The organism is Sutcliffiella rhizosphaerae (assembly GCF_917563925.1).
In the GTDB taxonomy this organism is placed as follows: domain Bacteria; phylum Bacillota; class Bacilli; order Bacillales; family Bacillaceae_I; genus Sutcliffiella_A; species Sutcliffiella_A rhizosphaerae.
This window is the reverse complement of sequence record NZ_CAKJTJ010000019.1, coordinates 43,392-66,884: the sequence shown is the minus strand read 5'-3', so window position 1 is coordinate 66,884 and position 23,493 is coordinate 43,392. Positions and strand designations below refer to the sequence as shown.

The window sequence follows — 23,493 nt, the reverse complement described above, 5'->3', positions numbered from 1 at the left end:
TGAAATCACTTGGATACCACCTACATACATTTGATAACAATATTATAAAATAAAAAGGCAGCTGAAAGTTCATTTAACTTTCAACTGCCTTTAATAAATATTGGAGTTTTTCAGTGCCCTCCATGAAATGTCTGGTGTTCTTTTCTCATACTCCCTTCCGCTCAAACACTCTTCTCAATCCTTCACCAAGAATATTAAAGGTGAGAATTAAATAAAGAATTGCCATTGCCGCTGTGAGCGGAATCCAATAGGAAGTATAGATATCCTTTTTTGCCTGCCCTAATAAGGTAGCCCAATTTAAGCTATTATTTTCGATTTTTCCATAGCCCGCATCCACTTGAACAAACTCTTGGGTAACGAATATAGAAAACACACCTAGCTGTCCAACAATCAAGGCGATTCGGCCGAGGTCATAACAAAAGTTAATGATTAGTGTTGGCAACAAGTTGGGAATGTAGTAGTTTTTGGTCATTATTAGAGGAGATACCCCGACTGTAATAGCTGCATCTATATATGGTTCTTTTTTTATAGAAAGTATTTGGTCTTTAATTGTCACACCAACCCTTCCTACTTCAATTAAAGCTATAATAATAATGACTACAATAAATCGATTATCCATAAAGAGTAGGAAAGGTAAATTTAGTAATAGTACTGCAAAGAAAACAACAGGTAAACTTGAAAACATCTGATCGAATGTATCTAGTAAGGAATTAACCATTCTAATACCAAAAGAGGCCATAACTCCAAGTATAATTCCTACTGCATAACGTATAACTGTAATTAATGTAATAATAAGTAGCGTATCTTTAGCCCCAACCACTAATACACTGATAAGGCTCCTCCCATCACGGTCAGATCCTAAAGGAAATTCTGGAGAAGGAGGGTAAGGTGCTGTTGTTAAACCTCCATCTTCTAAAAATGTTACCCTTCCTCCTTCTAATCCTTCTTGAATGGATGGAAAAAATGGGAACACAAAAGTAACTACCAACAATAGGAGGAGCATAATGCCTCCTAGTTTTATATAGAAATTCTGCAACATACAGCTACCTCCTATCTACTAAGCTTCCATGTGAAAAATAATCGAATAAAGTGGGTGCATAAAATGGTAAGTAAAAAACAAAGTCCGATGCCAAGGATTAAAGCCGCCTCATAATTTGGAGGCATAAATGGCCTTATTGTAGTTTGAACACCACCTAAAGCAATAAACAAACGATAAGCCGCACCTTGATAATTTCCAAGATACTCCACCATTAGTAGATTTGACAGGATAATAATCATCACTGTTGGAATATGACGATTTAAGTCTCGGAAGCTGTTGCGAAGCATATGGCGGTTTATTACTTGGCGAAACGTCAACCCTTTTGATTTTGCAACTTTGATATAGTCCTTCCCATCTTGTGCCAGCAGGGAAACAGACATTATTCTTGCTACGTACATGATTGGATATAGGGAAATTAAAAATACAATGACCCAAACATTGTACCAATTTGATTGACTAAAAAGACCCATGTTAGGAATAAACTTAAGAGCTAAAAAGAATGCGAAAATGACAAGAAAAAAATCAGGAATAGATTGAAATAACCAAGTAGTCCCGTTTCCAAAGATATTGGTCTTAGAGTAAGTGTTTCGATAATCAAAGATCCCCTTTACCATTCCCAGAATAAGACTAATAAAAAAGGCAGGAATTACTACCTTTAAACTCTTAGGAAAATAATGCATCAGTTCATCTTCTACACTTTTATTTTGATATTGCGTTCCACCAAGTGATCTTTCTTGACCAACAGTTTTGAAAAAATTGAGCACATTTGATCTATACTCATCCATGCTAAAGTAATATTGATAATCTATTACCTGTCCCACACCTTCAGCAGTAATCAGTGGTGTTCTAGGAAACATAACTATAAATACAAGTACCAAAACAGCCAACAACACAGCGATGGATATTTTAGATAATTCTTTTCCCATAGCTCCCCCTTAAAAATATTTATACTATTCTTTCTTTTCTAAATAATAGCACAAAAATATGATAAAAGGACTATATAAATCAGTAAAACGTAACCATCCCTCTTTCCTTTCCATAAAAAAAGTGGTAAGGAACTCTCACATTCCCCCCACCCTTATCTCATAAAATACTATCTCCGAAACGCAACTAGCTTTTTATTTATTTCACTCGTTTGCTTATAAACTTCTTGGTAAATAACGAATAGGCGTTTGTATTTCTCCACATTATCTTCTATTGGATAATACTCCTTCTCAACCTTCAAGAATTCTTCTGCACAATCTTTTAATGAAGTAAACCAACCGCATCCATAGGCTGCTAGTATAGCTGCTCCCATACCTGGACCTTGTTCGCTGGACATTTTCACTACTTTCGCGTTAAAGATATCGGCTTGCATTTGCAGCCATTCCTCATTTTTTGTTCCGCCACCTGTCGATACAACTGTATTTATTTCTTTGCCATGGTCACGGAAAACCGTAATGGATTCATGCAAGGAAAAAGTAATACCTTCCATTATCGCACGAACAAAATCTTTCCTCTCATGAGAACCGTCCATCCCAATAAAACTAGCACGAATGGAGGAGTCAGCATATGGAGTTCTTTCCCCAACAAGATACGGAGTAAATAATAGTCCGTTTGAACCAACTGGAACCTTCCCTACCTCGCTTACAAGTTCTGCAAAGCTCTCGTTTTTAGCAAAAACATCTTTGAACCAGCTGAGGCTATAGCCCGCTGCAAGCGTAACTCCCATCGTGTAATACGCATCTGGTGCTCCATGATTAAAATAATGAACCTTGCCGTGAAAATCTTTTGTGTTCTCTGTCTCATAAGAAAGGACTACACCTGATGTTCCGATGCTGCACAGGGTGGTCCCTTGCTCCAAAATACGAGATCCAATAGCACCACAGGCATTATCCGCACCACCTGCAAACACTTTAGTTGACATGGATAACCCTGTTGCCTCAGCCACTTCCACGGTAATTTTTCCTACCTCTGCAGTAGATTCAACCAATGGGGGACAAAGCTTTTCATCTATATCTAGTAGATTACAAAGCTCTTTACTCCATTTATTTTCCTTAAAATCTAATAATAGAGTTCCAGATGCATCTGAATAATCCATCTCTATCGAACCTGTCAGCCTGTAGCGTAAATAGTCTTTTGGTAATAGAAAGGTTTTCGCGTTTGCATATATTTCTGGTTCATGCTCTCTTACCCAAAGTAGCTTTGGTAAGGTAAATCCCTCTAAGGCTGGGTTTTGGGTGATTGATAGTAAACGTTCTTCTCCTATTAACCGATATATCTTTTCGCATTGTTCGGTCGTTCTGGTGTCGTTCCAAAGAATAGCAGGTCGTAACACTTCATTGCTCCGATCAAGTAATACCAATCCGTGCATCTGACCGGAAAAACTAATTCCCTCAATGTCTTCTATCTGCCCATCGAAATGATGAACAAGTTCTTGTAACCCAACCACCGTTTGATCTACCCATGTGTTTGGATCCTGTTCACTGTAGCCTGTTTTCTCCTGAATTAGTGGATAGTCCTTCGAGATTTCCTGTGCCACAGTTCCCTTTTGATCGACAAGCAAAATTTTCACAGCACTTGTGCCTAAATCAATCCCAATGACATATTTCATGAAGTTCCCTCACTTATTTTCCTGCAAAAGCAGTTAATAAATATTGGTTAATGATAGCTTTCGTACTTTCTAAACGACCAGATTGTTGCTGTACTTCGCCAAGCCCTAACGCATGTGCTTCTAGCTGATGAAGGTTCGTATTCCCGTTTACTATCTCTAACCCAATACCCTCTTGGTAACTGCTATAACGACTTTCCATCACTCTATCTAGCACTTTATCATCTAGTAACTTTTGAGCAACCTTTAGTCCAACAGCGAAAGCATCCATACCAGCAATATGAGCGTGGAATAAATCTTCTGGCTCAAAGGATCCTCTTCTAACCTTTGCGTCAAAATTCAATCCCCCACGACCTAAACCACCATTTTTAAGAATTTCAACCATTGCAAGAGTTGTAGAATACAAGTCTGTTGGGAATTCATCTGTATCCCAGCCTAGTAACGGATCCCCCTGATTAGCATCTACAGAACCTAGCATGTTATGTACACGCGCATAGTGCAATTCATGCTCAAAAGTATGTCCAGCCAATGTTGCATGATTGGCTTCGATATTGAATTTGAAGTAATCCTGCAATCCATAATGTTGTAAAAACGCATAGCCAGTTGCTACATCAAAGTCGTACTGATGTGTCGTTGGCTCTTTCGGTTTTGGTTCAATTAAAAATTGAGCATCAAAGCCAATTTCTTTTGCATAATCCACTGCCATATGCAAAAAGCGTCCGAGATTATCCATTTCTAGTTTCATATTTGTGTTTAACAAGGTTTCGTATCCTTCACGACCACCCCAGAACACATAGTTTTCCGCACCAAGTTCCTTCCCGACTTCCAATCCTTTTTTAATCTTTGCAGCAGAATACGCAAATACATCTGCATTATTGGAAGTAGCCGCTCCATGCAGGAAACGAGGATGAGTAAAATTATTTGCCGTATTCCAAAGGAGTTTCGTCTTACTTGTTGTCATGTAATCCTTTATCATCGCTACAATTGTATCTAAATTTTGATTGGATTCCTTTAAGGAGCTTCCTTCTGGAGCTATGTCCACATCATGAAAGCAGAAGAATGGAATGTCTAGCTTTTCAAAAAACTCAAATGCCGCCTCAACTCTTGCCTTCGCTAAATCCATTCCAGAAAATTTGTCCCAAGAACGGATCATTGTCCCGGTTCCGAATGGATCAGAGCCATCCATCGTGAAGGTGTGCCAGTAAGCAACTCCAAACCGTAATATTTCTTCCATTGTTTTGCCGTTTATTTCTTCCTTAGGATTATAAAATTTATATGCAAACGGATTGGTAGAGTTAGAGCCCTCAAAATTAATTTTGTTAATATTCGAAAAATAAGACATAGTATATCCCCCTTTAAAAATAGATAAATGCTTACATTCGATTATAGCAACGCTTTATTAGTTTGTCTAACGGATAAACTAAGTATAATTATTACTTAATAAATGGTAAACTAATAAAAAATGATAGGTGGATCGGAGTACAGTTATGAAAATGGTTCATACATACAATCAAAAAGTAGTTCGAAAAGGAAATAAATCGTTGGTGCTTCAAACTATTCAAGAATTGACTCCTATATCACGAGCAGATGTTGCCAACAAAACAGGACTAAATAAGGGGACTGTCTCCTCACAAGTACAAGAACTTTTAAATGAAAACTTAATTGTAGAATCAGGTCCAGGAACTTCAAGCGGCGGACGTAGACCTGTGATGCTCCTATTTAATGAAAAGGCTGGGTACTCCATAGGTGTAGACATCGGGGTCAACTATATTCTTGGAATCCTAACAGATTTTCAGGGAAACATCTGTAAAGAGAAAATGAGTCGTTTTGAAGGATTAGGTTTTGACGATATTAAAATGGAATTATTTCAGATAATAGATGCATTAATTTCTTCTGCCCCAGCAAGCCCTTATGGAATTATTGGCATAGGCGTAGGTGTTCCTGGCACAGTCAGTACAGATGGGGAAATTCTTTTATCTCCAAATTTGAATTGGAGAAACATTCATTTAAAAGAAGTCATGGAAACGAAATACAATGTGCCTATACTTATTGAAAATGAAGCAAATGCAGGTGCATACGGTGAGAAAAAATTCGGGGTAGGGAAGGATTGCGAGAACATTGTCTATGTAAGTGTAGGAATCGGAATTGGTGTTGGGCTTATATTAAATGGTGCGCTTTATAAAGGTTTCCATGGATTTTCTGGTGAACTTGGTCATATGGCAATTGAAGTGGATGGAAAACAATGTAGCTGTGGTAATAGAGGTTGCTGGGAATTGTATGCCTCTGAACATGCATTGGTACAGAATGCCAAACAAAGTAACATCAAGGACGAAAATGACAAAGCGCCTACTTTAGAGGTATTAAATCAACTAGCTGAAGTTGGGAATCTAGATGCAATCGAAGAATTTACACGAATAGGTAAGTACTTGGGGATAGGAATTACGAACATTATTAACATTTTTAATCCGGAGCAGGTGATCATCGGCAATCGGCTTGCCTCTTCCTCCAAGTGGTTGGAAGCAACATTAACAAACATGCAAGAACTTTCGTTAAAAACACATCAAAAGGATCTGCGCATCGACTTCTCAAAATTGTCGATGCATTCGACTGCCTTAGGTGTTGCAGCTTATGCTAGTGAAAGCTTTTTAACCATTGATCTACAGGATTTTAATTATTGAATTTGAACTACAAATACACACTAAAAGGGAGGTTACCCCTCCCTTATTTGATGACATCAAGCAAAGTAGCCTTAAAGCTTTCATACACATAGCTCCATAGCTTTTCTTCGCTACTGTATCTTTCTCGTAAAGTTGCGATGACTTCCTTTTGTTTTTCTGGAAAAGCAGGATCTTCCTTTGGCGGTAAGGCACTACGAAGATCGTCAACTATTTGTTGAACTTCAGGTGCTCGTGGTCCCCATTTCCCGATGAGCTCTCCTTGTGTATTGAAAATCAAAATCATTGGAATAGCGCGTCCTCCGTTTGTTAGGTGGCGGTCGATTAAACTAGTATCCTCATCTCGTAAGGCAACATGAACATCTATATTTGCTGACTCTGCCACTTTTCGAATAACCGGATTGATCATCATCGCATCGCCACACCAATCCTCTGTAATAGTTAACAGCTGAATTGGCTTCTCCATCAACGCTTCCGAAAGTCCGTCGTTAGGCAACTGGAAGTTCTCATAAACAGTAAAGCTTTCTTCTTTTAACATACTCATTTCATCCATATAGGTTTGAATGGACTTACCTTCTTGAAAAAATTGATATTCAGGTTTCATGTTATCCCTCTTTTCTAATCACTGTAAGTAGTATACTTCTTACAATTCTATATGAAAAGAAATCTACTTGACAAAAAATTAGTCTTACAGCATATTAGTAAGTAATTAACCACTTACTAATTAGGGGGTATTTCCACTATGGCTAGACCTCGCGAGTATTCGGATGAGCGAATTTTCCAAGGAATTCATACAGCGTTAGGCAAATATGGCTACGCAAAACTGACATTAGATACTATTGCAAAGGAAGCCAATATCTCACCTGCCTCACTTTCCAAACGATTTGGTTCTAAAAAAAACGTCCTCCTCTTCTATATGGATACCGTAATAAATATCACAAGCCAAAGCTTTGCTGTTACTCGCTCAAAACCTGGCTCTAGTTTAAATGCTATAAAAACACTTTTCATTCAATCACTAGGTAAAGTAGATGATGCGAAGACACTTGCAAATATTACTTCACTATTTATTGAATCTGTTTCAGACACAGATTTACTGGAGCGCTCCAAACAGAGATTGCAGTTAATTGATGAAGAGGTGCAATATTTTCTTCAGGCAGCTATTAAGAACGGAGAACTTATAAATCTCACTAACCATGAAGTTGGAACGACAGCTCGTGTTCTTCAAGCAGCGATTGCAGGGTCACTCATGATTTGGCTCAATGATAGCTCTCGAACCTTGGAGGAATGGCTAGATGATTGCTTTGATAAAATTTTGAAAACAAAGGAGTGAATACCATGCCAATTATTGAAGTGAACAGTATAAAGCTTTATTATGAAATAAACGGAACAGGAGAACCCATTATATTTACCCATGGCCATTCTATGTATCATAAGCAATGGGATCCCCAAGTAAAACCGCTGTCTAAAAACTATCAGACGATCGTTTGGGATGTAAGGGGACATGGGAATTCTAGCTTACCACTTGGCGATGTAGATCCAGAAGATTTTTCAAGAGATTTAATCTCCCTACTCGACTATCTTGGAATCGAATCAGCAGTCTTATGTGGCTTATCCATGGGTGGACATATTTCCATTCAAACTGCTGTGCGTTACCCAGAAAGAGTAAAAGGACTAATTTTGATTGGCACCCCATTTACAAATAGCTTTAATTGGTTTGAAAAATATTCTACACCAATTAGCAAGCTTAGTTTACGTTTTATACCGTTTCACTACACGTCAAAATGGACAGCAGATATCATCTCCAAAATCAATCCGGATAACCATGCATTTGTAATGGAGGCTTTCTCAAAAATGACGAAAGATAATTTCCTACGTCATTGGTCAGGCAATTTACGAATGGAGAGCAGACATGATTTACACAAAATCCAGTGCCCAACCATGATTTTGCATGGTGATAAAGATAATATGGTAGGAAGACAACAGCAATATTTGGCAAAAAATATTATGGATGCGGAATTTTTTACGATTACCAATGCCCATCATTTGACAAACCGAGATAATCCTGAGGAAGTGACAGATTATATTACTCAATTTATGAATAGATGGGAATAGTATTTTTCCCATTAAATTCTTGAATATGTGTTTGAATGCGTTGTAGGGCAATTACGGAGTCCTCAATAAATTCACCTTTGTTCAGCATAATACATTGTGCACGGCTACCTAAATAAACATCGGAAATCTCTGCACGAGTCGGTTGCCCATATTTCGTTAAACTTTCGAGGACTTGTGTTGCCCAAATGACGGGGATGTGGGCTGAATGCGCTATTTTTAATATTTCTTCTTGAACGGTCGCCATTTGCTCAAAACCTACTTCCACCGCCAGGTCTCCTCTTGCAATCATAATACCAAATGCCGGCAAGGTCAGCCCTTCTTTCAAAATAGCAGGCAGCCTAGTTACAGCATCCTTCGTCTCAATTTTGGCGATTAGTGGGATGTTTCGTGTTGTCAGCATATTTAATCTCTCATGAACCATCCGCAAATCTTTTGCTTGATGTACAAAGGATACCCCTATAATGTCTGCATATTTAGAAATGAATTGGAGATCGTGCAAGTCCTTTTTTGTAATGGCAGCAACATTAAGAAATACTAATGAATCTGGAAAATTAATCCCTTTCCCTTCCTTTATCGTAAATGTCTTCCTATTTTTAGAGGTTATTTGAATATCAATATATCTCTCTTTCATTTCCAATACGAACCCCTCTACCCTACCATCATCAATAGACACCCTGTCATTTACTCGAATATTATGAAGTGTTTTTGGTAGATTTACAGATACAGTGGCAGGAAGTGTAGCAGTAGCACCATGTCCTAAATACTCCTCTTGTCTATGAATCCTTAAAATTTCCCCGTAGCGAACTCTTAGCTCAACCGGGACCATTTCTATATTTTTTACTAATAAAGAACCTAATCTGGAAGTGATTTTTGAATTCTCATCGATTGAAACAGATTCATGAATGGAAGCTAGGAAACTCTCATCATCTACTATCTTCACAATAATAAAAGTTACATCATTTAGCTCCAGCTGTTCTCCTATTTTATATTGTAAAAAATCAATGGTTGTATCAACCGCCAAAACAAAAGGGTACTTTCCTTTTCTAACTGTCGTTATCTCATCACTTTTCGTAATCAGTCCCACTTGGCTCACACTATTTTTAATTTTAATCTTCAATTGCTTTTGCTCCCGCCTAAACTTTCCTAAGCGAATTTTAGGTCCAGCCAAATCCATATATATTTTACAAGAATGAGTGACTTGTGTATTCAACAGCTTTATTTCTTTAATAAATTCCTCCCAAACTGCAGAGTCGTCATGTGCACAATTTATTCGGGCTATATTCATACCTGCTTCCATTAGTTTCCTAAAGATTTCACGGTTTTTCAGCATGCTGACATCTAAGGTGACCATTACTGGAAAGAAGCCGTTTTCCTGATGAAAATGAACCTTCTTTTTATTTGTGTCTAATTGTTTATCTGCTTCTTGAGGAGTAATGGGCTTCTGTTCCAATGCTTTTTCCTGTCTGGCTATTATTTGCCGCAAACTATACATAACTGCTTTATGATTTAATGTAATACCTCCTTTCAGTAGTACCTTTTTCCATTCTTCCATTCCATATTTTCTACAAACTAAATATGCTAAAAGGTTCTCATAGCTTTTCACTTTATTTTCAGTCATTCTTCCTTTTGGTAAATGCTCCAATAAGTAATATCTTATTTTTTCAAGTATCATCTGTATTGAGCTTTCTTCCATTCCGCTCCCTCCTCTCCAGGTTGATAATGGGTACACAACTATCGCCGCATAGCAAAAGCTGCGGAATCTGTGTTAAAATCCCTGTTTTCATATGGATTTCCCATAACATATCGAAGCGGTAAATCGGCCAAATTTTTGGGACATTCCTAGCACCAAGCTCTTTTGCGAAAAGCGGTAAGGTGGCATGAGACCAACAAACAAGGACTATCTGATTGTTAAAAGTAGGATTCGTTTTAATTTCTTCTGCTGCCTTCACATACTCGTATTTCAAATAAACTGTATTCATTGCAATACTTGGATTCAAGTACACCATTTCACTTATTAACGGGGCCACCGTTTGAACCTTACGGACACTACTATCTCCTGGACCTACCCCAGCAGCATAAATTCCTTTCATACTTGGATATCTCTGTATTAATAAATTGGAAAGCATACAAGCTCTATATTTTCCTATTGGGCTTAAACCATCATTATCAGCTTTTTCTGCGTGACGAAACATTACAACTTTATATGGTGCCATCTATGCCCGTCTCCTTTTATAAAGATCCATTTTCCCTATATACAATTTATAATAAGAAAACCAAAATATTACCTAATTTCTTTCACATACAACAAAGGACGGTTCAAAAAGTCATGATTAATGGATAATTTACAGCCCCTAAAAAAATTGTTGTGTATAAAGGCATGTTCGTTTTCTACACCATTGGACCAGGGAAACCTTGGAAACTTAGAATATACTTGCATTTCAAGGAGGCTTCGTCTGTTGCTACAATCAAAAAACTGCCTTTCTGTCCACTTTACACAAATAAAGTATCCATAAAGGCAGGGTAATTATCACTATTCAATTTTAGGGACTTTATAAAATACCCTTTTCGCTTATTGCTCTATTTCAATAACTCTCTTCTCTTCATGTGACTGTCTAATAGCATCAAGGACTCTTTGAACCCCATGCCCTTCTTCAAATAGAGGTAAATCAGGATTAATATTGTTTTCTGAAATTGCTTGATGGACTTCATTTAGTGAACGATAAAACGCATTGTAATACCCAGCTGCAACAGGATTCATGCCTTCTGGAATTGGCAACTCTGCCTCTAGTGCTACTTCCTCTAATGGTTCGTTTCCGAGACCCATCAATACTTTATTGTCCTGAGACATCTTTATCGTACCCTCTGTCCCATACACGGCAAGTTCCCAGCCTTCTGCGTGACGGACAACAATGTTGGAACCGATTGAAAACGTCCCGCCACCAACAAAATTTCCAATAGCTTGGAATGCATCGTCTGCCGTACGAATTTCTATCTCTCCATTTTCATCTGTAAATTCTGGTACATGTGTACTCAACTGACCCGAAATAGACGCTACTTTATCATTTGTCCACCACAATAAAGAATCAATTAGATGAGATCCGACTGCGCCAAGCATTCCTCCTGCTTGATCCTTCTGACTTAACCAGCCACGTTTACTAGTAGCATATCTTTCGTAACCTGCAATATTCAGGGAAAAATCCACATGCATTAATCTGCCTATTTTTCCACTGTCTATCAACTGTTTCACTACTTGTCTAGCAGGTAAAAAGCGATATTCAAAATTAATAAAGCCCAATTTCCCAGCTATATTTCTCGCTTCTATCATATTTTCCGCTTCATTGGAATCAAAGGACATTGGTTTTTCACACAATACATGACTGCCTTTTTCCAACGACTTTACTACCATCTCATGATGTAACAATGGAGCAGACGCAACAGAAACAAGATCGAGCTCTTCCTTCTCCAGCATGTCCTGCCAGTTGCCATAAACATTCGTGACTCCTGTTTCTTCTTTTATATCGTCCAAACGTCCTCTTGCTACACTCGCAATAGCGACTACATCAAAACCCGGATGGCTTTGCATAACAGGAGCATGTACTTTAGCTCCAAAACCCGTACCAATAATACCGACTTTAATTTTGCTCATGATCATACCCCTTTACATCAATTCCTTGTTTAATTTCGACAAACTTCTACCATTTCCTTTGTCCTTTTTGGTTTAAACTGTTGATAAGATAAAAAACTATTATTTCGAGGGTGAATAAACAGATGGAACATCCATTAGAATCGCTTATTATTACCGGGAGATTTTCTGAAGCAAAAGACATTTTTCATAACATGACTGAGGAGGAATCCTTTGATAAGTTAGTTGAATTCACTTTTGATACGTTAAGTATTACGAACTATTCATTTGTTGTATCCCTCCTATCGGAAAACGAAAATGAACAACTTCATGATCTGGCTTACTTACTATTGTCTCAGCCACTTTGTCATATCGAAGGAGCTTATCAATCAGCTTTGCATCATGCCAAAAAGGCAGCGGAGTTAACCGACTATCAAGACGTTGGATTTATGGAAAACCTCTTGTTTCTTCATAGCGTTCCTGACAAAGTTTTGAGAGATGCGGAAGCGAAGGAAATAGCAACGAAAATACTTGCCATCGATCCAAAAAATCAAGTAGCAAAACAAACGATGAAGGAACTAATCAAATAAAAAACCTGCGCATCAGAAGTTTCATAAGATGCACAGGCTTTTCTTTTACTTTTAGTCGCGGTACTTCAATGCCATCCCTTTTAAAAAGTTTCTAGCAAATTTATCTCCACATTCTTTATAATTCTTATGACCTTTTTTTCTTAAAAGCGCTCCAAGCTCGCTTTTCGTAATCCCTACACCAGCTTCACCTAAAATATCGATAATATCATCGGTCGTATAGGCTAAAGCTATTTTCACCTTTTTCAAAAGAATATTGTTAGCAGGCTCATCAGAGAAAGCTGGTCTCTCTGGCTGTCCAGGCTTCGGCTCCTGTTTCCCCCTCTTGAACGTAATAAAACCATTCAAGAATGACTCCAGCCTTTTGTTATTAACTGGGATAATGTCCCCTGCTTCCACTGCATCCTCATACTCTTCTTCCGACTCAAAATCTCTTGTATTTGTAAGGATTTTTCGGACTTCCTCGAGAGTTACTTCCACGCCACCAAGCTCGAAAATCTCCACCATTTCCTTGTCCTTTAGGTCAAGTGCATATCTTAGTCTAATTAGAATGTCATTGTTTGTCATAATTTTACTCCTTTAATTAAATGTCGCTTTTATCATTCTAACAGAAAAGGCGTGCGAACTCACATAGCAACCGAGAGCTTTGATAGTGGCTAGGATTTATTAATTGGGGTTTGGGATTTAATATTAGTTAATTGGGATTAATTACCTCTTCGGATTAATTATCGTGCATTTCGGATTTAATATTCCTTATTTCGGATTTATTCTCCTATTTATTGGTCCTCCAGCAATGAGAGTCCATAGTTTGGCATCAATTCCGCGTGTTTTCGCATCAACTTGTGGAAGTTTCGCACCAACTTTTAAAAATCTGGTATTATCAAAAAGGATTTTACAGTTACTCACGTAGAACTAGGTAGTAGCGCAAAAATAATAAGGTGAGGTGTACTTTAATGAAAAATAACGAGGATATTTTATTTGTCCCGAATGGCTCAGGTCGCACGTATAATATGGGTTCTTTGTCAAGTGTGTTTTTTGCAGATGGTGAGGAAACGAATAATCGGTACAGCGTTTCTGAATGGTGGTTAGATGCACATAGCGATGGACCTGGTCCGCATTCTCACGAGGAAAATGAAGAGTTGTTTTATGTCCTAGAAGGTGTGATGACTTTTCTCATTGGAGACAACACGTTTGAAGCTCCTAAAGGTTCATTCCTTCGTATACCTGCAAAAACAATCCACGATTTTACGAATAAAAGTGTTCTCAATATTTTTATACCAGGTGGATTTGAAGAAAAGATGCCTAAGATTGTGCAATGGTATCAGGATAATCAAAATAGATTGGAATAACTTTTCTTTTCACACATAAATCAGGCGGTTCTTCAATAAATAAGGAAGCAGTTAGAAAAGTCCCCACTGCTCCCTTCATTTCCTTTCTTTATTTAAGGAAACCATTTTCTCCACAGCAATTCTCTTAACTACCTGCTCAGAGACCCTCCACACCCTTTAGCTTTTACGCCTGTGATGCAACAGTATATATATGGATATTCTTAATGAATTCTTTTGAATTCATTAGTGATTCCATATTACCGCCCATTACTTAAATATCATGTAATACTGTCTCTTTTTTGCCAAAATAGCAATTTTGGTATTTTTTATTACTTAGCCGTATAATTTCTTTATTTTCAAACGTCTTTTTATCGAAAGTACAGTACATTAGGAGGAAAATAATATGGATCAAATAAATAATATTAACAAGTTTTTAGTAGAGGAAGCTCGAAAGTTAAGAAATGAATTTGCAGAAATAGTTTCAGTTTATTCATCAGATCTATGGAATTATTGTAAATACGTCACTAGTTCCCCTTGGGATGGAGAAGATCTTTATCAAGAAACTATGATAAAAGCTTTTGGATTACTTCCCCAACGATGGAGTGATATTACAGACAAAAAATTCTACTTATTCAGAGTCGCAACAAATACTTGGCTCGATCAGTGTAGAAAGCTAAAAAGAGAAATAGGAACATTAGATGAAGTACCTGAACCAAATCTTGATTTTTCGGATCGTTTATTTCTAGAAGAAATCCTAACATCGTTAGAATCGAATTTAACCCCTAAACAAACAGCAGCATTCCTATTATTGGATATTTTTCAATTTAGTGCAGAAGAAGTAGCTGGGATTGTCAAAAGCACTCCTGGAGGTGTGTATTCAGCCGTGCAACGTGCCCGAAGAAAAATAGCTTCTGTGGATTTTTCGATAAACAAAACGAAAATAAATACTCCAGGTCATAACGTAACCATCCAAGCCTACTTAGAAGCCTTTAATAATGGAGATTTAAATAGCATGTTAAAATTATTTAGTGAGCAAGCACAAAATGAAGCGTTTTTTGGTTTCCAAGAATTTTCTAAAAATGAAATGCTGAAAGGGTCTCTAAGATTTGGTTTGCCTGGCCATAAAGCTAAAGAAATCATTCTATGGGGCAAACCAGTAATTATTGTGCTAACGAATGGTGATCATGGTCTTGAACTACATGACATTCAAATGCAAGAGATTGAAAATGGAAAAATAGTAAGTCATAAAAGTTATTTCTTCAGAAAAGAATTTATTTTAGCTGCAGCAGAAGAACTTGGATTAAAGGTACAATTAGTAAAACCACCAGTAAATTGGAGCTAAGTTTTTAGGGATGACAATGGTTGTCCCTTTTTTGTTTTTTCAAAAGGTTTTTTTTCATTATCATGGACCCTTCACTAACAACCTAGCAATTTGTTATTAACACTATGCCAAAAATAAAAAGAGGTACATAACAACAGAGTCCCAAAGCCTATAGGCTTAAAGATGCCTCTTTTACATAAGGGCTTTTGTTCTTCGTCGAAAAGTTTGCTACAAATGTTATTCTTTCTTTAAACTATCGAGTAACACATAACCGAAAATCAAACCTACTACTGTTGTTACATCTAAATGTACTATTTGCATTGTAAACGGGAGGTAGAAACTTGAAGTTGAAAAGGAAAGTGGTGGAACAATTGCAATATATAGAGTAGGGAGACCGATTGTTAATAACTTTATCCAATTAACTGACCATTCTTTTTGCTCTTTTATTTCTTTTAACAATTTTGGTAAGCGCAGCAATATCCCAAGCAATATTGGAAATAATGTGGCATAGATAACTGCAGGTAACATATTGAAGTTCATTCGTGCCTCATTTATTAAATGATCTTGATACATTAAACCAAAATAGAAAACACTCCCAATAAATAACGTCCAGAAAAAATACGTAATAAATTTTCTCATCACAGGCCTCCTGTATTTTATTTCCACTCACTTACTATACGGTACGTAAATCATAAAGTTTCTCTTTTTATAAACTATTTTTTCAATTAGCTTTCAAGCAGAGTCAATTTCGTCCTTCTCTTATTTTGTAATTATATGTTAAAATATGTTAAACAACTTTACATATTTTTGATTTTAAAAATCCAAGAATTAACTGGTCCCATATTTAAAAAGGTTGCTCAACAAAAGAAATTCAACATAAATGTAGTATCTCAAAACTAAAGGGGAGTGGAGTGTTACATGTTAAAAACGTATGACTATCGGAAGAAATATCCAGAAACTTACTTACCTAAAAAAGAAGAGCTAGTGATTCAGCCACTACCAGAGCTGAAATATGTTTCACAGCGAATGGTCACCTCTTACAATATGGATTGGGATGGGAGACCGGAACCTATCGACGAAAGATGGCTAGCTTGGAAAGTTGTCAATCAGATAAAACAAATCTCTAAAGTAGAGCTTGAATATAAATTCAAACTAATGCCACCAGAATATATTTGGCATGAAAAGACTACCGATGGTAAGTGGGTGGTAGATCAAATGATGTTAGTATCAGATCGCGCTACCGAAGAAATGTATGAACGAGCAAAAGAAAAAGTAAAGAAAAAATTGCGTGTAAAGGATTTACCTACGATTTCATTTGTGAAGCGCCCTCCTACCTTGACTGCACAAAAGCTTCATGTTGGTCACTATAAGGATGTGGAAAAAGTTTATGAAACTATGAAAAGTGAAATGCATAAACGAGGGTATCAGCCGATAGGACAATGGCGTGTAATCTACTTACATCCCGCAATGGATTGTTATCCAGCTCATAATTGTAAGACAGTCGTATCTGTTGATGTTGCTAAGAATTAAGAACAGGTAGCTCTCACACTTTTTTACTATTAAAATTATTTTTCAACGCCTCCTAATGTTTTCTTTTGATTTTAGGAGGCTTTTTTGTCTAATTACATGAGATTCCTGCAACATTATCAGTATACCTATTCCTATGGTCAATCTTAACCTTCTCCCTGTTTTCGAAAAATATTTAACGGATATATTAAGCAATGTTCAAGAAAATAGCCAAATATTAACCGAAAACATTTGATTAAGTCTAATACCTATACAATATCTTTACGTTGTATTAACCTCCCAGTGAGTGTTTGTTTTACTAAAAAGTAAAGATCTAACATCAAGTACCGATAAAATAATTAAGAAAATAATATTTAATCTATATAGGGAGATTTTAAATATGTCTAGGTTTAATACGTTATTTAGATTTATTATTATTGGGATGATTATTGGAGGCTTTTTAGGATTGGTATTAGCCTATTTTAAATATGGCATAGGTTTATTCGAAATCTTAGATGGTGAAAGTCCTTGGGATGGTTATGAGGAAAGAGCAGGCCGAGAACTATTCTGGGGGTTCATTGTAGGTGGTATTTTTTATGGGGCAGTTGCATACATAATAGCTATTATATTTCGAACCAACGCTGGTAAGCATATTATCCAATTCTTTAAAGCAAAGTTTTGAGAGAGAAATATGTATATTACTGTAATAGCTCATCAAATAACCACCCACATGTATCCAATGGGTGGTTATTTATTAAGGCTGAAGAATTTATTTTGTGAACAATCGATAGAACAAATAGATGAATGAAAAATAAGAAATAATAGACAACTATAAACATCAACCAAGCATGTTGAAGAATTGACCCTTCTAACGGTGTCATTATAAAGAGCAGGATAAACAGAGAAAAAGAAAAGATTAACCAAATAAATATGACGATAAACATCTTGTCCCATTTACGGTGCTTCATGAAGGATTTTTCTTTCTTGGCGTAATTATACAACAGTTGATTACAAGCAAACAAAACGATAGAGATAGAAACGACAACCACTAGTGTTTTTAGGATGCTATCTTCCATTGTCAGTAACTAATTATCTATATTAAAGTCTGCCACTATAGCAAAAATAATTAATACTAAAAATACCAATGACTGTTTTATCCTATAAAATTTCACGTGTTTTCCCCTTATTCAAAAATTAGAACGCCTCCAAATAATCATCAAGGTCATGAGGATGTACTTTCATACATACTCCAATTCGTGTATACAACTGGAAAATTACTTCATTGATTATTTGCTCCTTCGAAAAAGAAGTATGGCCATCCCAGAGCTCAAATAGAGACATTAATGTGTTAATATCAAGACTATCTGGAGAAGAACAAAACGCATAGGTAAAATCATAAACTATGGGACCAATCAATGGTGATGGGTCAATAATTCCTTGTAATTGATTTTCCTAGTAGACTAAATTATGAACTCCCGCATCTCCGTGTAAATAAAACTTCTCATCATAAGAATGATATTTTTTCATTTCATTTACTAGGCCTTCTACTCTTTTATGCTCTTTTTCAGGAAATAAATTGCCAATGTTCTCTTTGGCAATCTCTAAACTAGATTGATTAAAATCTGACCAGGATTTTCTAGGTATTCCATTCACTCTTCCCCATGGGATATCCTTTTCTATTCTTTTGTAGTTATTAAATAATTGTTTTATTAAAATAGTCATCCATGCTACTTTAGACCCTCGATTAACATGTGTTTGTCCTGGAATATGCGTATATACAATATATTCTTTTGTTTCATCTGCATACAGCACATTAGGTAACAATTTTACTTCTTTGTATGCATGGAAAAACTCCTGAGTTGGAATGATAATTTTTGGGTCATCTATTTTTACCACATATGTTGGTTTTTTATTTACTATGATCGTATACAAAACCCCATTGGTTGTACCGCTTTTTAACCGTTTTAACTCGATACTTCCATCCTCTAATAAATCATTATTCCTTAACAGATCTACAATTTGATTCATTTTCTCCATCTTTAATCCTATCCTCCGAAAAGCTGGGAGCTTTTACAAAACTTAAACTAACAAAGGCAGCTCATAATGACATTGCCATTACATAAATATATATAAAATAAACCACAGGAATAAAGGTAATAACCAACCCTATAACCTTGTTTATCTTCATAAATTGGACGATTAACCCAAGTCCCCAAACAAATAACCAAATTAGTATGAACGCATCATTTGTAGAACCTTCTCGTATTCCACTAATTCCATATAACATGCTACAAAAAACGGTTACAAAAATTCCGGTAAACCGTTTATGGCTATATTAGTTTTGCTCATAAACACTCTCCCGCAGACAATGTGACTTTCTTCAGAACCACAATATAATAACAAATATAGAATTATATTCCATATTATAATTTTATCATATTAAGTAATAGTAAAATAAAAAAAACTCGAAAATGTTAGTTAATTTGACATTTTCGTGGGTTTTTAATGTTTTTATTTGTTTTATCATTCTATAAGAACTTTATCTTATCAGGGTTAATGTGTTCAGTCATAATTTTTTTAAATTGTGTTTTATCATTAAGGGACGAAAAAAAACCTTTGTTTAACAATATTGCTTTATTCTTGGAAATATATAATTGAAACATCTCTTTCCTCTCGTGAACTACTAAAATTTCAGACCATTCAATGAAGTTTCTAGATTTACCTCTTTTTTGAATAATGGAATCATCATTAAAAGTATAGATAATTGGCTGTTGTATTAGTTTATCGCTTTTAAATTCTTTGACTACTTTCCATCTATGGATAAATTAGGTATATAATATTAATAAACTAGACAGTATTAAGGCTACAATTGTATTTACTATAAATAGTATAAAATTAATTAGAAAATCCTCAATTAAAAATAGTAGGCTAGAAAATAGAGCAAAGAAAATAAAAAAGAGTACAAAATAACTAATTTTAATAAATCTCTCAATGTGATATGTATTATGCTGTTTAAAATCCTCTAATGTTATAGTCCCACTTACTTGTATTTCAATGTTATTTTCCAAATTATCTTCCTCCATATTTTTCATAAAATGTTAATATCAGTTTATCACAAAGATAGATATGGTGAGTATGTAGGATTGGTTTTATTTTATAATCTACTCTTAACTTTTCTTTAGATGTTCAATCTCATAGTTCAATGGAATTTAAAGGACTTTTATTACAGTGTCGAACATTAAGGCATGTAAAAAATACACATATTAACTAAGGAGCTTAATGAATATGGAAGATATGAAGAGAAAAATAGATTATAGTAATTATTTTTGGCAAGATGATAAAGTTAGATTGCGTGCTATTCAGCCTGAAGATTGGAAAGAAGACTATACTAGTAAGTTTGATACACCTGCTCGACGTCTATTGGAATGTGCCATTGAGCTTCCTCCTACAATACCAGGTTCTAAAAAGTTCACAGAGGATAATGCTGATTTCACTTCAACAAATGGAAGAATAATGTTTACTATTGAAAATATTGATGGAACGAGTATTGGTGGAATTAATTTAAATAGTATTGATGAAAGAAATGGGACGTTTAGTATTGGAATAGTTGTTGATAAAGAATATCGGGGAAAGGGTTACGGCTTAAGCGCAATGAGAATCCTTTTAAAATATGCGTTCCTTGAACGAAGACTTAATAAATTCAATGATTATGTTCTTGAAGGAAATGTTGGTTCCGCTAAGATGATGAAAAAACTCGGTTGTGTACAAGAAGGTGTTCGCCGACAAGTAGTATATATAAACGGACAATATTAGATTTTATTTTGTTTGGATTAACAAAAGATGAGTTTGTTGAGACACTAAAAGAAGATAGTTAAAAAAATATTTAAAGCTTCTACAAATCTAAATATTTCTACATTATAAATCTATGTCTCAAGAATTCAGGTTAGGATAGACAGTTCAAGTCAACATCGCAAACCTTTTTAAAACCAGAATAGGATGTACTATAAGAAACTATCATTAATAGGAATAGGCTAGGATAAACGACATCGTCTTTTTAAAAATACAGACGATGTTTTCTTTCTGACTAAGCCGTTTTAGCTCATTATCAGAACAAAATGCGAAGGCTCCTTGAAAATGCAAGAATTTCCTGAGTGTGATGAAATGCTGCCGAAGTTTCTAAAGTAGCAGTAGTCTTAAGTCCCCAAACGAAGAGTGAAGGCTCAAGGCCCTTGGAAAGCGAGACTAATAGCAGAGATAAACAGCAGAAATATCCTGCTAAAAGGGACTGCTCGATGAAAGTACTTTTTGGGCAGTCCCTTTGGTTGATAACGTATATTAACAATTACTAGTTTTCAAGTAATTTATCCTACTCCGTAATCAAACTATAAGCAGAAATTTTCTTAATTCGTCGAGAAACTAACATCGAGACTAGATAGGCTAAAACAAGTATCCCTACACAAGGTAAAAGAATAATTGGAAGACTGATTGTAAAATCCAAGCTTTTAACTCCTGCGCTTGATAGTAATACCGAGAGCATGGGGTTTGTGAAGAAATAGCCTAGCACACCTCCAATGACAGTTCCTGAAATAATTACTGGGAGAAAGCTAATGGAGATTTGATTCATTAGTTGGATGGTAGAGTAGCCGATAGCTTTCATTACTCCGAACTCTTTCCTACGTTTAATAATCATCGTTTTGATTACTAAATATAGAATCATTACTACTACTAGAACGGTAATGATTAGGACTATTATCATTACAGTTAATACTGCTGTAGTAAACATGCCTGTTTGGCTTTCAATATTTTCATCGATATCTATCGTTCCAAAAATATGCTCTCCATATTCTGATTGAATGTTGCTAATAAATTCTTTGTTCGATATCCCATCTAGATATACATAGAGGGTGAAGCCTTCATAATCTGGTTTTAATTGTTGAATTCCTTCAAATGTTACTGATGCTACAGTCCCTTCATTTCCAAAGGATTGACTAAGTCCAGTTACTAAATAGCTTTTCGATTCGTTGCCATACTCTACTTCAACCATATCGCCAATTTCTTTACCTGTTTGGTTTGATACGACCCAGGAGATAGATATTTCATTTTCGTGATTTGGCTGACGACCTTCATACACAGTATTACTTTCTAATAAACTGTAATCATCCGTAACGTTTGTATAGACCGATTGTCCTTCAATAGTTGTTTCAATTAAATCTATTACTCTTACCTTTGATACATGATCCATCTTTTCTATATTTTCTTTCAGTAGCCCTATATCTGAATCCTGCTGTACAGAGATATACACGTTTGCAGGTTCCGTTCCTGAGAGGTTAATAAAGGCAGTTTTATCTGAAGCAATATTGTAATAAAGGACAACTGAGAATACCGAAGCAAAGGTTAACGCTATGATGATGAGTAGTATCATTATATTTTGCTTAGCATTTATGACAAGTGACTTACTACCAAGTAAAAAATGAAGCCCACCTCTCGACGTCTCCAGTGGAAAATAATTTTTTTTGAAGCTATGGGTCAAAACACCTCCACGAAGGGCTGCAACAGGCAGAATTCCTTTAACACGGCCGGAGGATAATAGTGTAACGACTGTCACACAAAACATAATAAGGAAAATACAAATTATATTAATGAAGAAATCAAAATTTTGTTGCCAAATTAGTCCAGATAAGGTAGAAATTAAATTTCCAAAAAAGGGCATGAATACATATGACAACGCGATTCCAACTATACTCGCACAAAAAGCAATAATGATAAATTGCAGAATATAAGAGGAAATAATTTGCCTGCTTGTATAGCCGATTGCTTTAAATACTCCTATATTCGTCATACCATCCTCAATACTATTAGAAACACGGAAACCTATAACAATAAGTGAAACGAGGACTATTATAGCTGCAAAGGCTACTAGTATAGTTGCAATGATGTTAATGGTCAAAGTATTAACGGCTTTAACTAGCTCCACATTCAATCCACGAATATAAGCATTTGCTACTCCTTCTGTAGCTTGTTGATAGGTTTGAATAAAATCCCTTTCCAACTTTGCTGATTGTGTTACGTCCTCCATCACTGCGGACAGGATTACTCCATCTGTTAGCTCATTTAGTTCTTTTGTTAACCTTTCATAGGGGGTTTGGGGTAACATAAATTTCATTACACCCATGTTATTTGTTCCCATCATCGTTGTTTCGAAGAACCCAGCAATACGATATGTGTAGTCATTGTCTTGAAAAGTAATGGTTATTTCATCATTTAGTTTATTGCCACCATTTGTTTTAAAGCTATAAGGCACAAAAATATCTTGTGCACTTGGTGTGTTTATTTTTTCTACAAATGTTAATGGTCCTATTTTTCGATCTGTATCAGCATTGAGAATAATGACACTACTTGATAAATCACTATTTCCGTAATTAAATTTCGCCATTTCCATGCTTACAATTTCTTCTGCTTCTACCTCGGTGACCCCAGGATAATCCGTAAAATAATCCTCATAAGTGGAATCATAATTTGACTTATCCATTACAATGGAAACATGGGGGTCCTTTAGTTGCGCCACTTTATCATCAAAAAATGCATGGATTTGACTAATAACTGTGAGACCAACATTAAGGAGCAGTGCCGCAACTAATATGAATATAAATAATGAAATCGCTGCAGATTTACTCTTTCGAATATTCGCTAGGGCAAGATGCAAAACATTCATC

The 23,493-nt window shown here is 35.8% G+C and carries 24 protein-coding genes; 9 read left to right on the top strand and 15 right to left on the bottom strand.

All coding sequences use genetic code 11. From position 1 onward, the window contains the following. Nucleotides 1-145: 145 nt before the first annotated feature. The 4 genes from LRP81_RS15500 to xylA form a co-directional block, all read right to left on the bottom strand. Nucleotides 146-1,039: an ABC transporter permease subunit gene (locus tag LRP81_RS15500; protein ID WP_230502674.1), complete on the bottom strand. Its 894-nt coding sequence runs from the start codon at nt 1,037-1,039 to the stop codon at nt 146-148. Between the two features lie 11 nt (nt 1,040-1,050). Further along, nucleotides 1,051-1,965, bottom strand: a complete 915-nt coding sequence (locus LRP81_RS15495; RefSeq protein ID WP_230502672.1) for an ABC transporter permease subunit — start codon at nt 1,963-1,965, stop codon at nt 1,051-1,053. Between the two features lie 167 nt (nt 1,966-2,132). Continuing rightward, nucleotides 2,133-3,632: a xylulokinase gene (gene xylB / locus LRP81_RS15490; protein WP_230502670.1), complete on the bottom strand. Its 1,500-nt coding sequence runs from the start codon at nt 3,630-3,632 to the stop codon at nt 2,133-2,135. Nucleotides 3,633-3,645: 13 nt separating this feature from the next. Continuing rightward, entirely contained in the window at nt 3,646-4,971 is a 1,326-nt protein-coding gene (gene xylA / locus LRP81_RS15485; RefSeq protein ID WP_230502668.1) for a xylose isomerase, read from the bottom strand. 145 nt (nt 4,972-5,116) lie between these two features. Here xylA and LRP81_RS15480 point away from each other — a divergent pair, with 145 nt between their 5' ends. Continuing rightward, on the top strand, nt 5,117-6,307 hold the full coding sequence (locus tag LRP81_RS15480; RefSeq protein WP_230502667.1) for an ROK family transcriptional regulator: 1,191 nt from the start codon (nt 5,117-5,119) through the stop codon (nt 6,305-6,307). Nucleotides 6,308-6,350: 43 nt separating this feature from the next. On the opposite strand, the gene LRP81_RS15475 is transcribed toward LRP81_RS15480, so the two are convergent. Continuing rightward, nucleotides 6,351-6,908: a thioredoxin family protein gene (locus LRP81_RS15475; protein ID WP_230502665.1), complete on the bottom strand. Its 558-nt coding sequence runs from the start codon at nt 6,906-6,908 to the stop codon at nt 6,351-6,353. Nucleotides 6,909-7,046: 138 nt separating this feature from the next. On the opposite strand from LRP81_RS15475, the gene LRP81_RS15470 reads away from it, so the two are divergent. Further along, nucleotides 7,047-7,634 (top strand): TetR/AcrR family transcriptional regulator, encoded by a 588-nt coding sequence (locus LRP81_RS15470; RefSeq protein WP_230502663.1) that lies wholly within the window; start codon nt 7,047-7,049, stop codon nt 7,632-7,634. Nucleotides 7,635-7,639: 5 nt separating this feature from the next. Beyond that, on the top strand, nt 7,640-8,416 hold the full coding sequence (locus LRP81_RS15465; RefSeq protein ID WP_230502661.1) for an alpha/beta fold hydrolase: 777 nt from the start codon (nt 7,640-7,642) through the stop codon (nt 8,414-8,416). On the opposite strand, the gene LRP81_RS15460 is transcribed toward LRP81_RS15465, so the two are convergent. From LRP81_RS15460 to LRP81_RS15450, 3 genes are all read right to left on the bottom strand, one after another. Further along, a complete protein-coding gene (locus LRP81_RS15460) occupies nt 8,397-10,109 on the bottom strand; it encodes a pyruvate kinase (protein WP_230502659.1) in 1,713 nt (570 codons plus the stop codon). The two genes, LRP81_RS15465 and LRP81_RS15460, sit on opposite strands and share 20 nt — an antisense overlap. Further along, on the bottom strand, nt 10,078-10,629 hold the full coding sequence (locus tag LRP81_RS15455) for a histidine phosphatase family protein (RefSeq protein ID WP_230502657.1): 552 nt from the start codon (nt 10,627-10,629) through the stop codon (nt 10,078-10,080). The genes LRP81_RS15460 and LRP81_RS15455 overlap by 32 nt, the downstream gene beginning before the upstream one ends. Before the next feature lie 356 nt (nt 10,630-10,985). Further along, the gene (locus tag LRP81_RS15450; RefSeq protein ID WP_230502656.1) at nt 10,986-12,062 is read right to left on the bottom strand and encodes a Gfo/Idh/MocA family protein; all 1,077 of its coding nucleotides are present in this window, start codon (nt 12,060-12,062) and stop codon (nt 10,986-10,988) included. A 122-nt stretch (nt 12,063-12,184) separates the two neighbouring features. Here LRP81_RS15450 and LRP81_RS15445 point away from each other — a divergent pair, with 122 nt between their 5' ends. Next, nucleotides 12,185-12,628 carry a hypothetical protein gene (locus LRP81_RS15445; RefSeq protein WP_230502654.1) on the top strand — a complete coding sequence of 148 codons (444 nt, stop codon included), beginning with the start codon at nt 12,185-12,187 and terminating at the stop codon, nt 12,626-12,628. Between the two features lie 51 nt (nt 12,629-12,679). Here the strand turns inward: LRP81_RS15445 and LRP81_RS15440 are convergent, their stop codons facing one another. Beyond that, nucleotides 12,680-13,192 (bottom strand): YehS family protein, encoded by a 513-nt coding sequence (locus tag LRP81_RS15440; protein ID WP_230502652.1) that lies wholly within the window; start codon nt 13,190-13,192, stop codon nt 12,680-12,682. 386 nt (nt 13,193-13,578) lie between these two features. On the opposite strand from LRP81_RS15440, the gene LRP81_RS15435 reads away from it, so the two are divergent. Then, nucleotides 13,579-13,974 carry a cupin domain-containing protein gene (locus LRP81_RS15435; protein WP_230502650.1) on the top strand — a complete coding sequence of 132 codons (396 nt, stop codon included), beginning with the start codon at nt 13,579-13,581 and terminating at the stop codon, nt 13,972-13,974. A 382-nt stretch (nt 13,975-14,356) separates the two neighbouring features. Beyond that, nucleotides 14,357-15,295, top strand: a complete 939-nt coding sequence (locus LRP81_RS15430; RefSeq protein WP_230502648.1) for an RNA polymerase sigma factor — start codon at nt 14,357-14,359, stop codon at nt 15,293-15,295. A 216-nt stretch (nt 15,296-15,511) separates the two neighbouring features. Here the strand turns inward: LRP81_RS15430 and LRP81_RS15425 are convergent, their stop codons facing one another. Next, nucleotides 15,512-15,913, bottom strand: a complete 402-nt coding sequence (locus tag LRP81_RS15425; RefSeq protein ID WP_230502646.1) for a hypothetical protein — start codon at nt 15,911-15,913, stop codon at nt 15,512-15,514. Between the two features lie 279 nt (nt 15,914-16,192). Between LRP81_RS15425 and LRP81_RS15420 the strand changes: the two genes are divergently transcribed. Further along, on the top strand, nt 16,193-16,804 hold the full coding sequence (locus LRP81_RS15420; RefSeq protein WP_230502645.1) for a hypothetical protein: 612 nt from the start codon (nt 16,193-16,195) through the stop codon (nt 16,802-16,804). Between the two features lie 376 nt (nt 16,805-17,180). Continuing rightward, the gene (locus LRP81_RS15415) at nt 17,181-17,462 is read left to right on the top strand and encodes a hypothetical protein (RefSeq protein WP_230502643.1); all 282 of its coding nucleotides are present in this window, start codon (nt 17,181-17,183) and stop codon (nt 17,460-17,462) included. A gap of 16 nt (nt 17,463-17,478) precedes the next feature. On the opposite strand, the gene LRP81_RS15410 is transcribed toward LRP81_RS15415, so the two are convergent. The 4 genes from LRP81_RS15410 to LRP81_RS23480 all read right to left on the bottom strand — a co-directional run bounded on the left by LRP81_RS15410 (nt 17,479) and on the right by LRP81_RS23480 (nt 19,542). After that, nucleotides 17,479-17,856, bottom strand: a complete 378-nt coding sequence (locus LRP81_RS15410) for a hypothetical protein (protein ID WP_230502641.1) — start codon at nt 17,854-17,856, stop codon at nt 17,479-17,481. Between the two features lie 118 nt (nt 17,857-17,974). Next, nucleotides 17,975-18,196, bottom strand: a complete 222-nt coding sequence (locus tag LRP81_RS15405; RefSeq protein ID WP_230502639.1) for a hypothetical protein — start codon at nt 18,194-18,196, stop codon at nt 17,975-17,977. 36 nt (nt 18,197-18,232) lie between these two features. Continuing rightward, nucleotides 18,233-18,817 (bottom strand): hypothetical protein, encoded by a 585-nt coding sequence (locus LRP81_RS15400; protein WP_230502637.1) that lies wholly within the window; start codon nt 18,815-18,817, stop codon nt 18,233-18,235. Between the two features lie 491 nt (nt 18,818-19,308). Continuing rightward, nucleotides 19,309-19,542 carry a YcxB family protein gene (locus LRP81_RS23480; protein WP_399207852.1) on the bottom strand — a complete coding sequence of 78 codons (234 nt, stop codon included), beginning with the start codon at nt 19,540-19,542 and terminating at the stop codon, nt 19,309-19,311. A gap of 523 nt (nt 19,543-20,065) precedes the next feature. Here LRP81_RS23480 and LRP81_RS15395 point away from each other — a divergent pair. Further along, on the top strand, nt 20,066-20,593 hold the full coding sequence (locus LRP81_RS15395) for a GNAT family N-acetyltransferase (RefSeq protein ID WP_230502635.1): 528 nt from the start codon (nt 20,066-20,068) through the stop codon (nt 20,591-20,593). A gap of 553 nt (nt 20,594-21,146) precedes the next feature. On the opposite strand, the gene LRP81_RS15390 is transcribed toward LRP81_RS15395, so the two are convergent. Then, on the bottom strand, nt 21,147-23,492 hold the full coding sequence (locus tag LRP81_RS15390) for an ABC transporter permease (RefSeq protein WP_230502633.1): 2,346 nt from the start codon (nt 23,490-23,492) through the stop codon (nt 21,147-21,149). Nucleotide 23,493: the final 1 nt, after the last annotated feature.

Bases quoted from the DNA above. Each gene is read 5' to 3' on its own strand.
- LRP81_RS15500 (WP_230502674.1), bottom strand. From the start codon at position 1,039: ATGTTGCAGAATTTCTATATAAAACTAGGAGGCATTATGCTCCTCCTA.
- LRP81_RS15495 (WP_230502672.1), bottom strand. From the start codon at position 1,965: ATGGGAAAAGAATTATCTAAAATATCCATCGCTGTGTTGTTGGCTGTT.
- xylB (WP_230502670.1), bottom strand. From the start codon at position 3,632: ATGAAATATGTCATTGGGATTGATTTAGGCACAAGTGCTGTGAAAATT.
- xylA (WP_230502668.1), bottom strand. From the start codon at position 4,971: ATGTCTTATTTTTCGAATATTAACAAAATTAATTTTGAGGGCTCTAAC.
- LRP81_RS15480 (WP_230502667.1), top strand. From the start codon at position 5,117: ATGAAAATGGTTCATACATACAATCAAAAAGTAGTTCGAAAAGGAAAT.
- LRP81_RS15475 (WP_230502665.1), bottom strand. From the start codon at position 6,908: ATGAAACCTGAATATCAATTTTTTCAAGAAGGTAAGTCCATTCAAACC.
- LRP81_RS15470 (WP_230502663.1), top strand. From the start codon at position 7,047: ATGGCTAGACCTCGCGAGTATTCGGATGAGCGAATTTTCCAAGGAATT.
- LRP81_RS15465 (WP_230502661.1), top strand. From the start codon at position 7,640: ATGCCAATTATTGAAGTGAACAGTATAAAGCTTTATTATGAAATAAAC.
- LRP81_RS15460 (WP_230502659.1), bottom strand. From the start codon at position 10,109: ATGGAAGAAAGCTCAATACAGATGATACTTGAAAAAATAAGATATTAC.
- LRP81_RS15455 (WP_230502657.1), bottom strand. From the start codon at position 10,629: ATGGCACCATATAAAGTTGTAATGTTTCGTCACGCAGAAAAAGCTGAT.
- LRP81_RS15450 (WP_230502656.1), bottom strand. From the start codon at position 12,062: ATGAGCAAAATTAAAGTCGGTATTATTGGTACGGGTTTTGGAGCTAAA.
- LRP81_RS15445 (WP_230502654.1), top strand. From the start codon at position 12,185: ATGGAACATCCATTAGAATCGCTTATTATTACCGGGAGATTTTCTGAA.
- LRP81_RS15440 (WP_230502652.1), bottom strand. From the start codon at position 13,192: ATGACAAACAATGACATTCTAATTAGACTAAGATATGCACTTGACCTA.
- LRP81_RS15435 (WP_230502650.1), top strand. From the start codon at position 13,579: ATGAAAAATAACGAGGATATTTTATTTGTCCCGAATGGCTCAGGTCGC.
- LRP81_RS15430 (WP_230502648.1), top strand. From the start codon at position 14,357: ATGGATCAAATAAATAATATTAACAAGTTTTTAGTAGAGGAAGCTCGA.
- LRP81_RS15425 (WP_230502646.1), bottom strand. From the start codon at position 15,913: ATGAGAAAATTTATTACGTATTTTTTCTGGACGTTATTTATTGGGAGT.
- LRP81_RS15420 (WP_230502645.1), top strand. From the start codon at position 16,193: ATGTTAAAAACGTATGACTATCGGAAGAAATATCCAGAAACTTACTTA.
- LRP81_RS15415 (WP_230502643.1), top strand. From the start codon at position 17,181: ATGTCTAGGTTTAATACGTTATTTAGATTTATTATTATTGGGATGATT.
- LRP81_RS15410 (WP_230502641.1), bottom strand. From the start codon at position 17,856: ATGGAAGATAGCATCCTAAAAACACTAGTGGTTGTCGTTTCTATCTCT.
- LRP81_RS15400 (WP_230502637.1), bottom strand. From the start codon at position 18,817: ATGGAGAAAATGAATCAAATTGTAGATCTGTTAAGGAATAATGATTTA.
- LRP81_RS15395 (WP_230502635.1), top strand. From the start codon at position 20,066: ATGGAAGATATGAAGAGAAAAATAGATTATAGTAATTATTTTTGGCAA.
- LRP81_RS15390 (WP_230502633.1), bottom strand. From the start codon at position 23,492: ATGAATGTTTTGCATCTTGCCCTAGCGAATATTCGAAAGAGTAAATCT.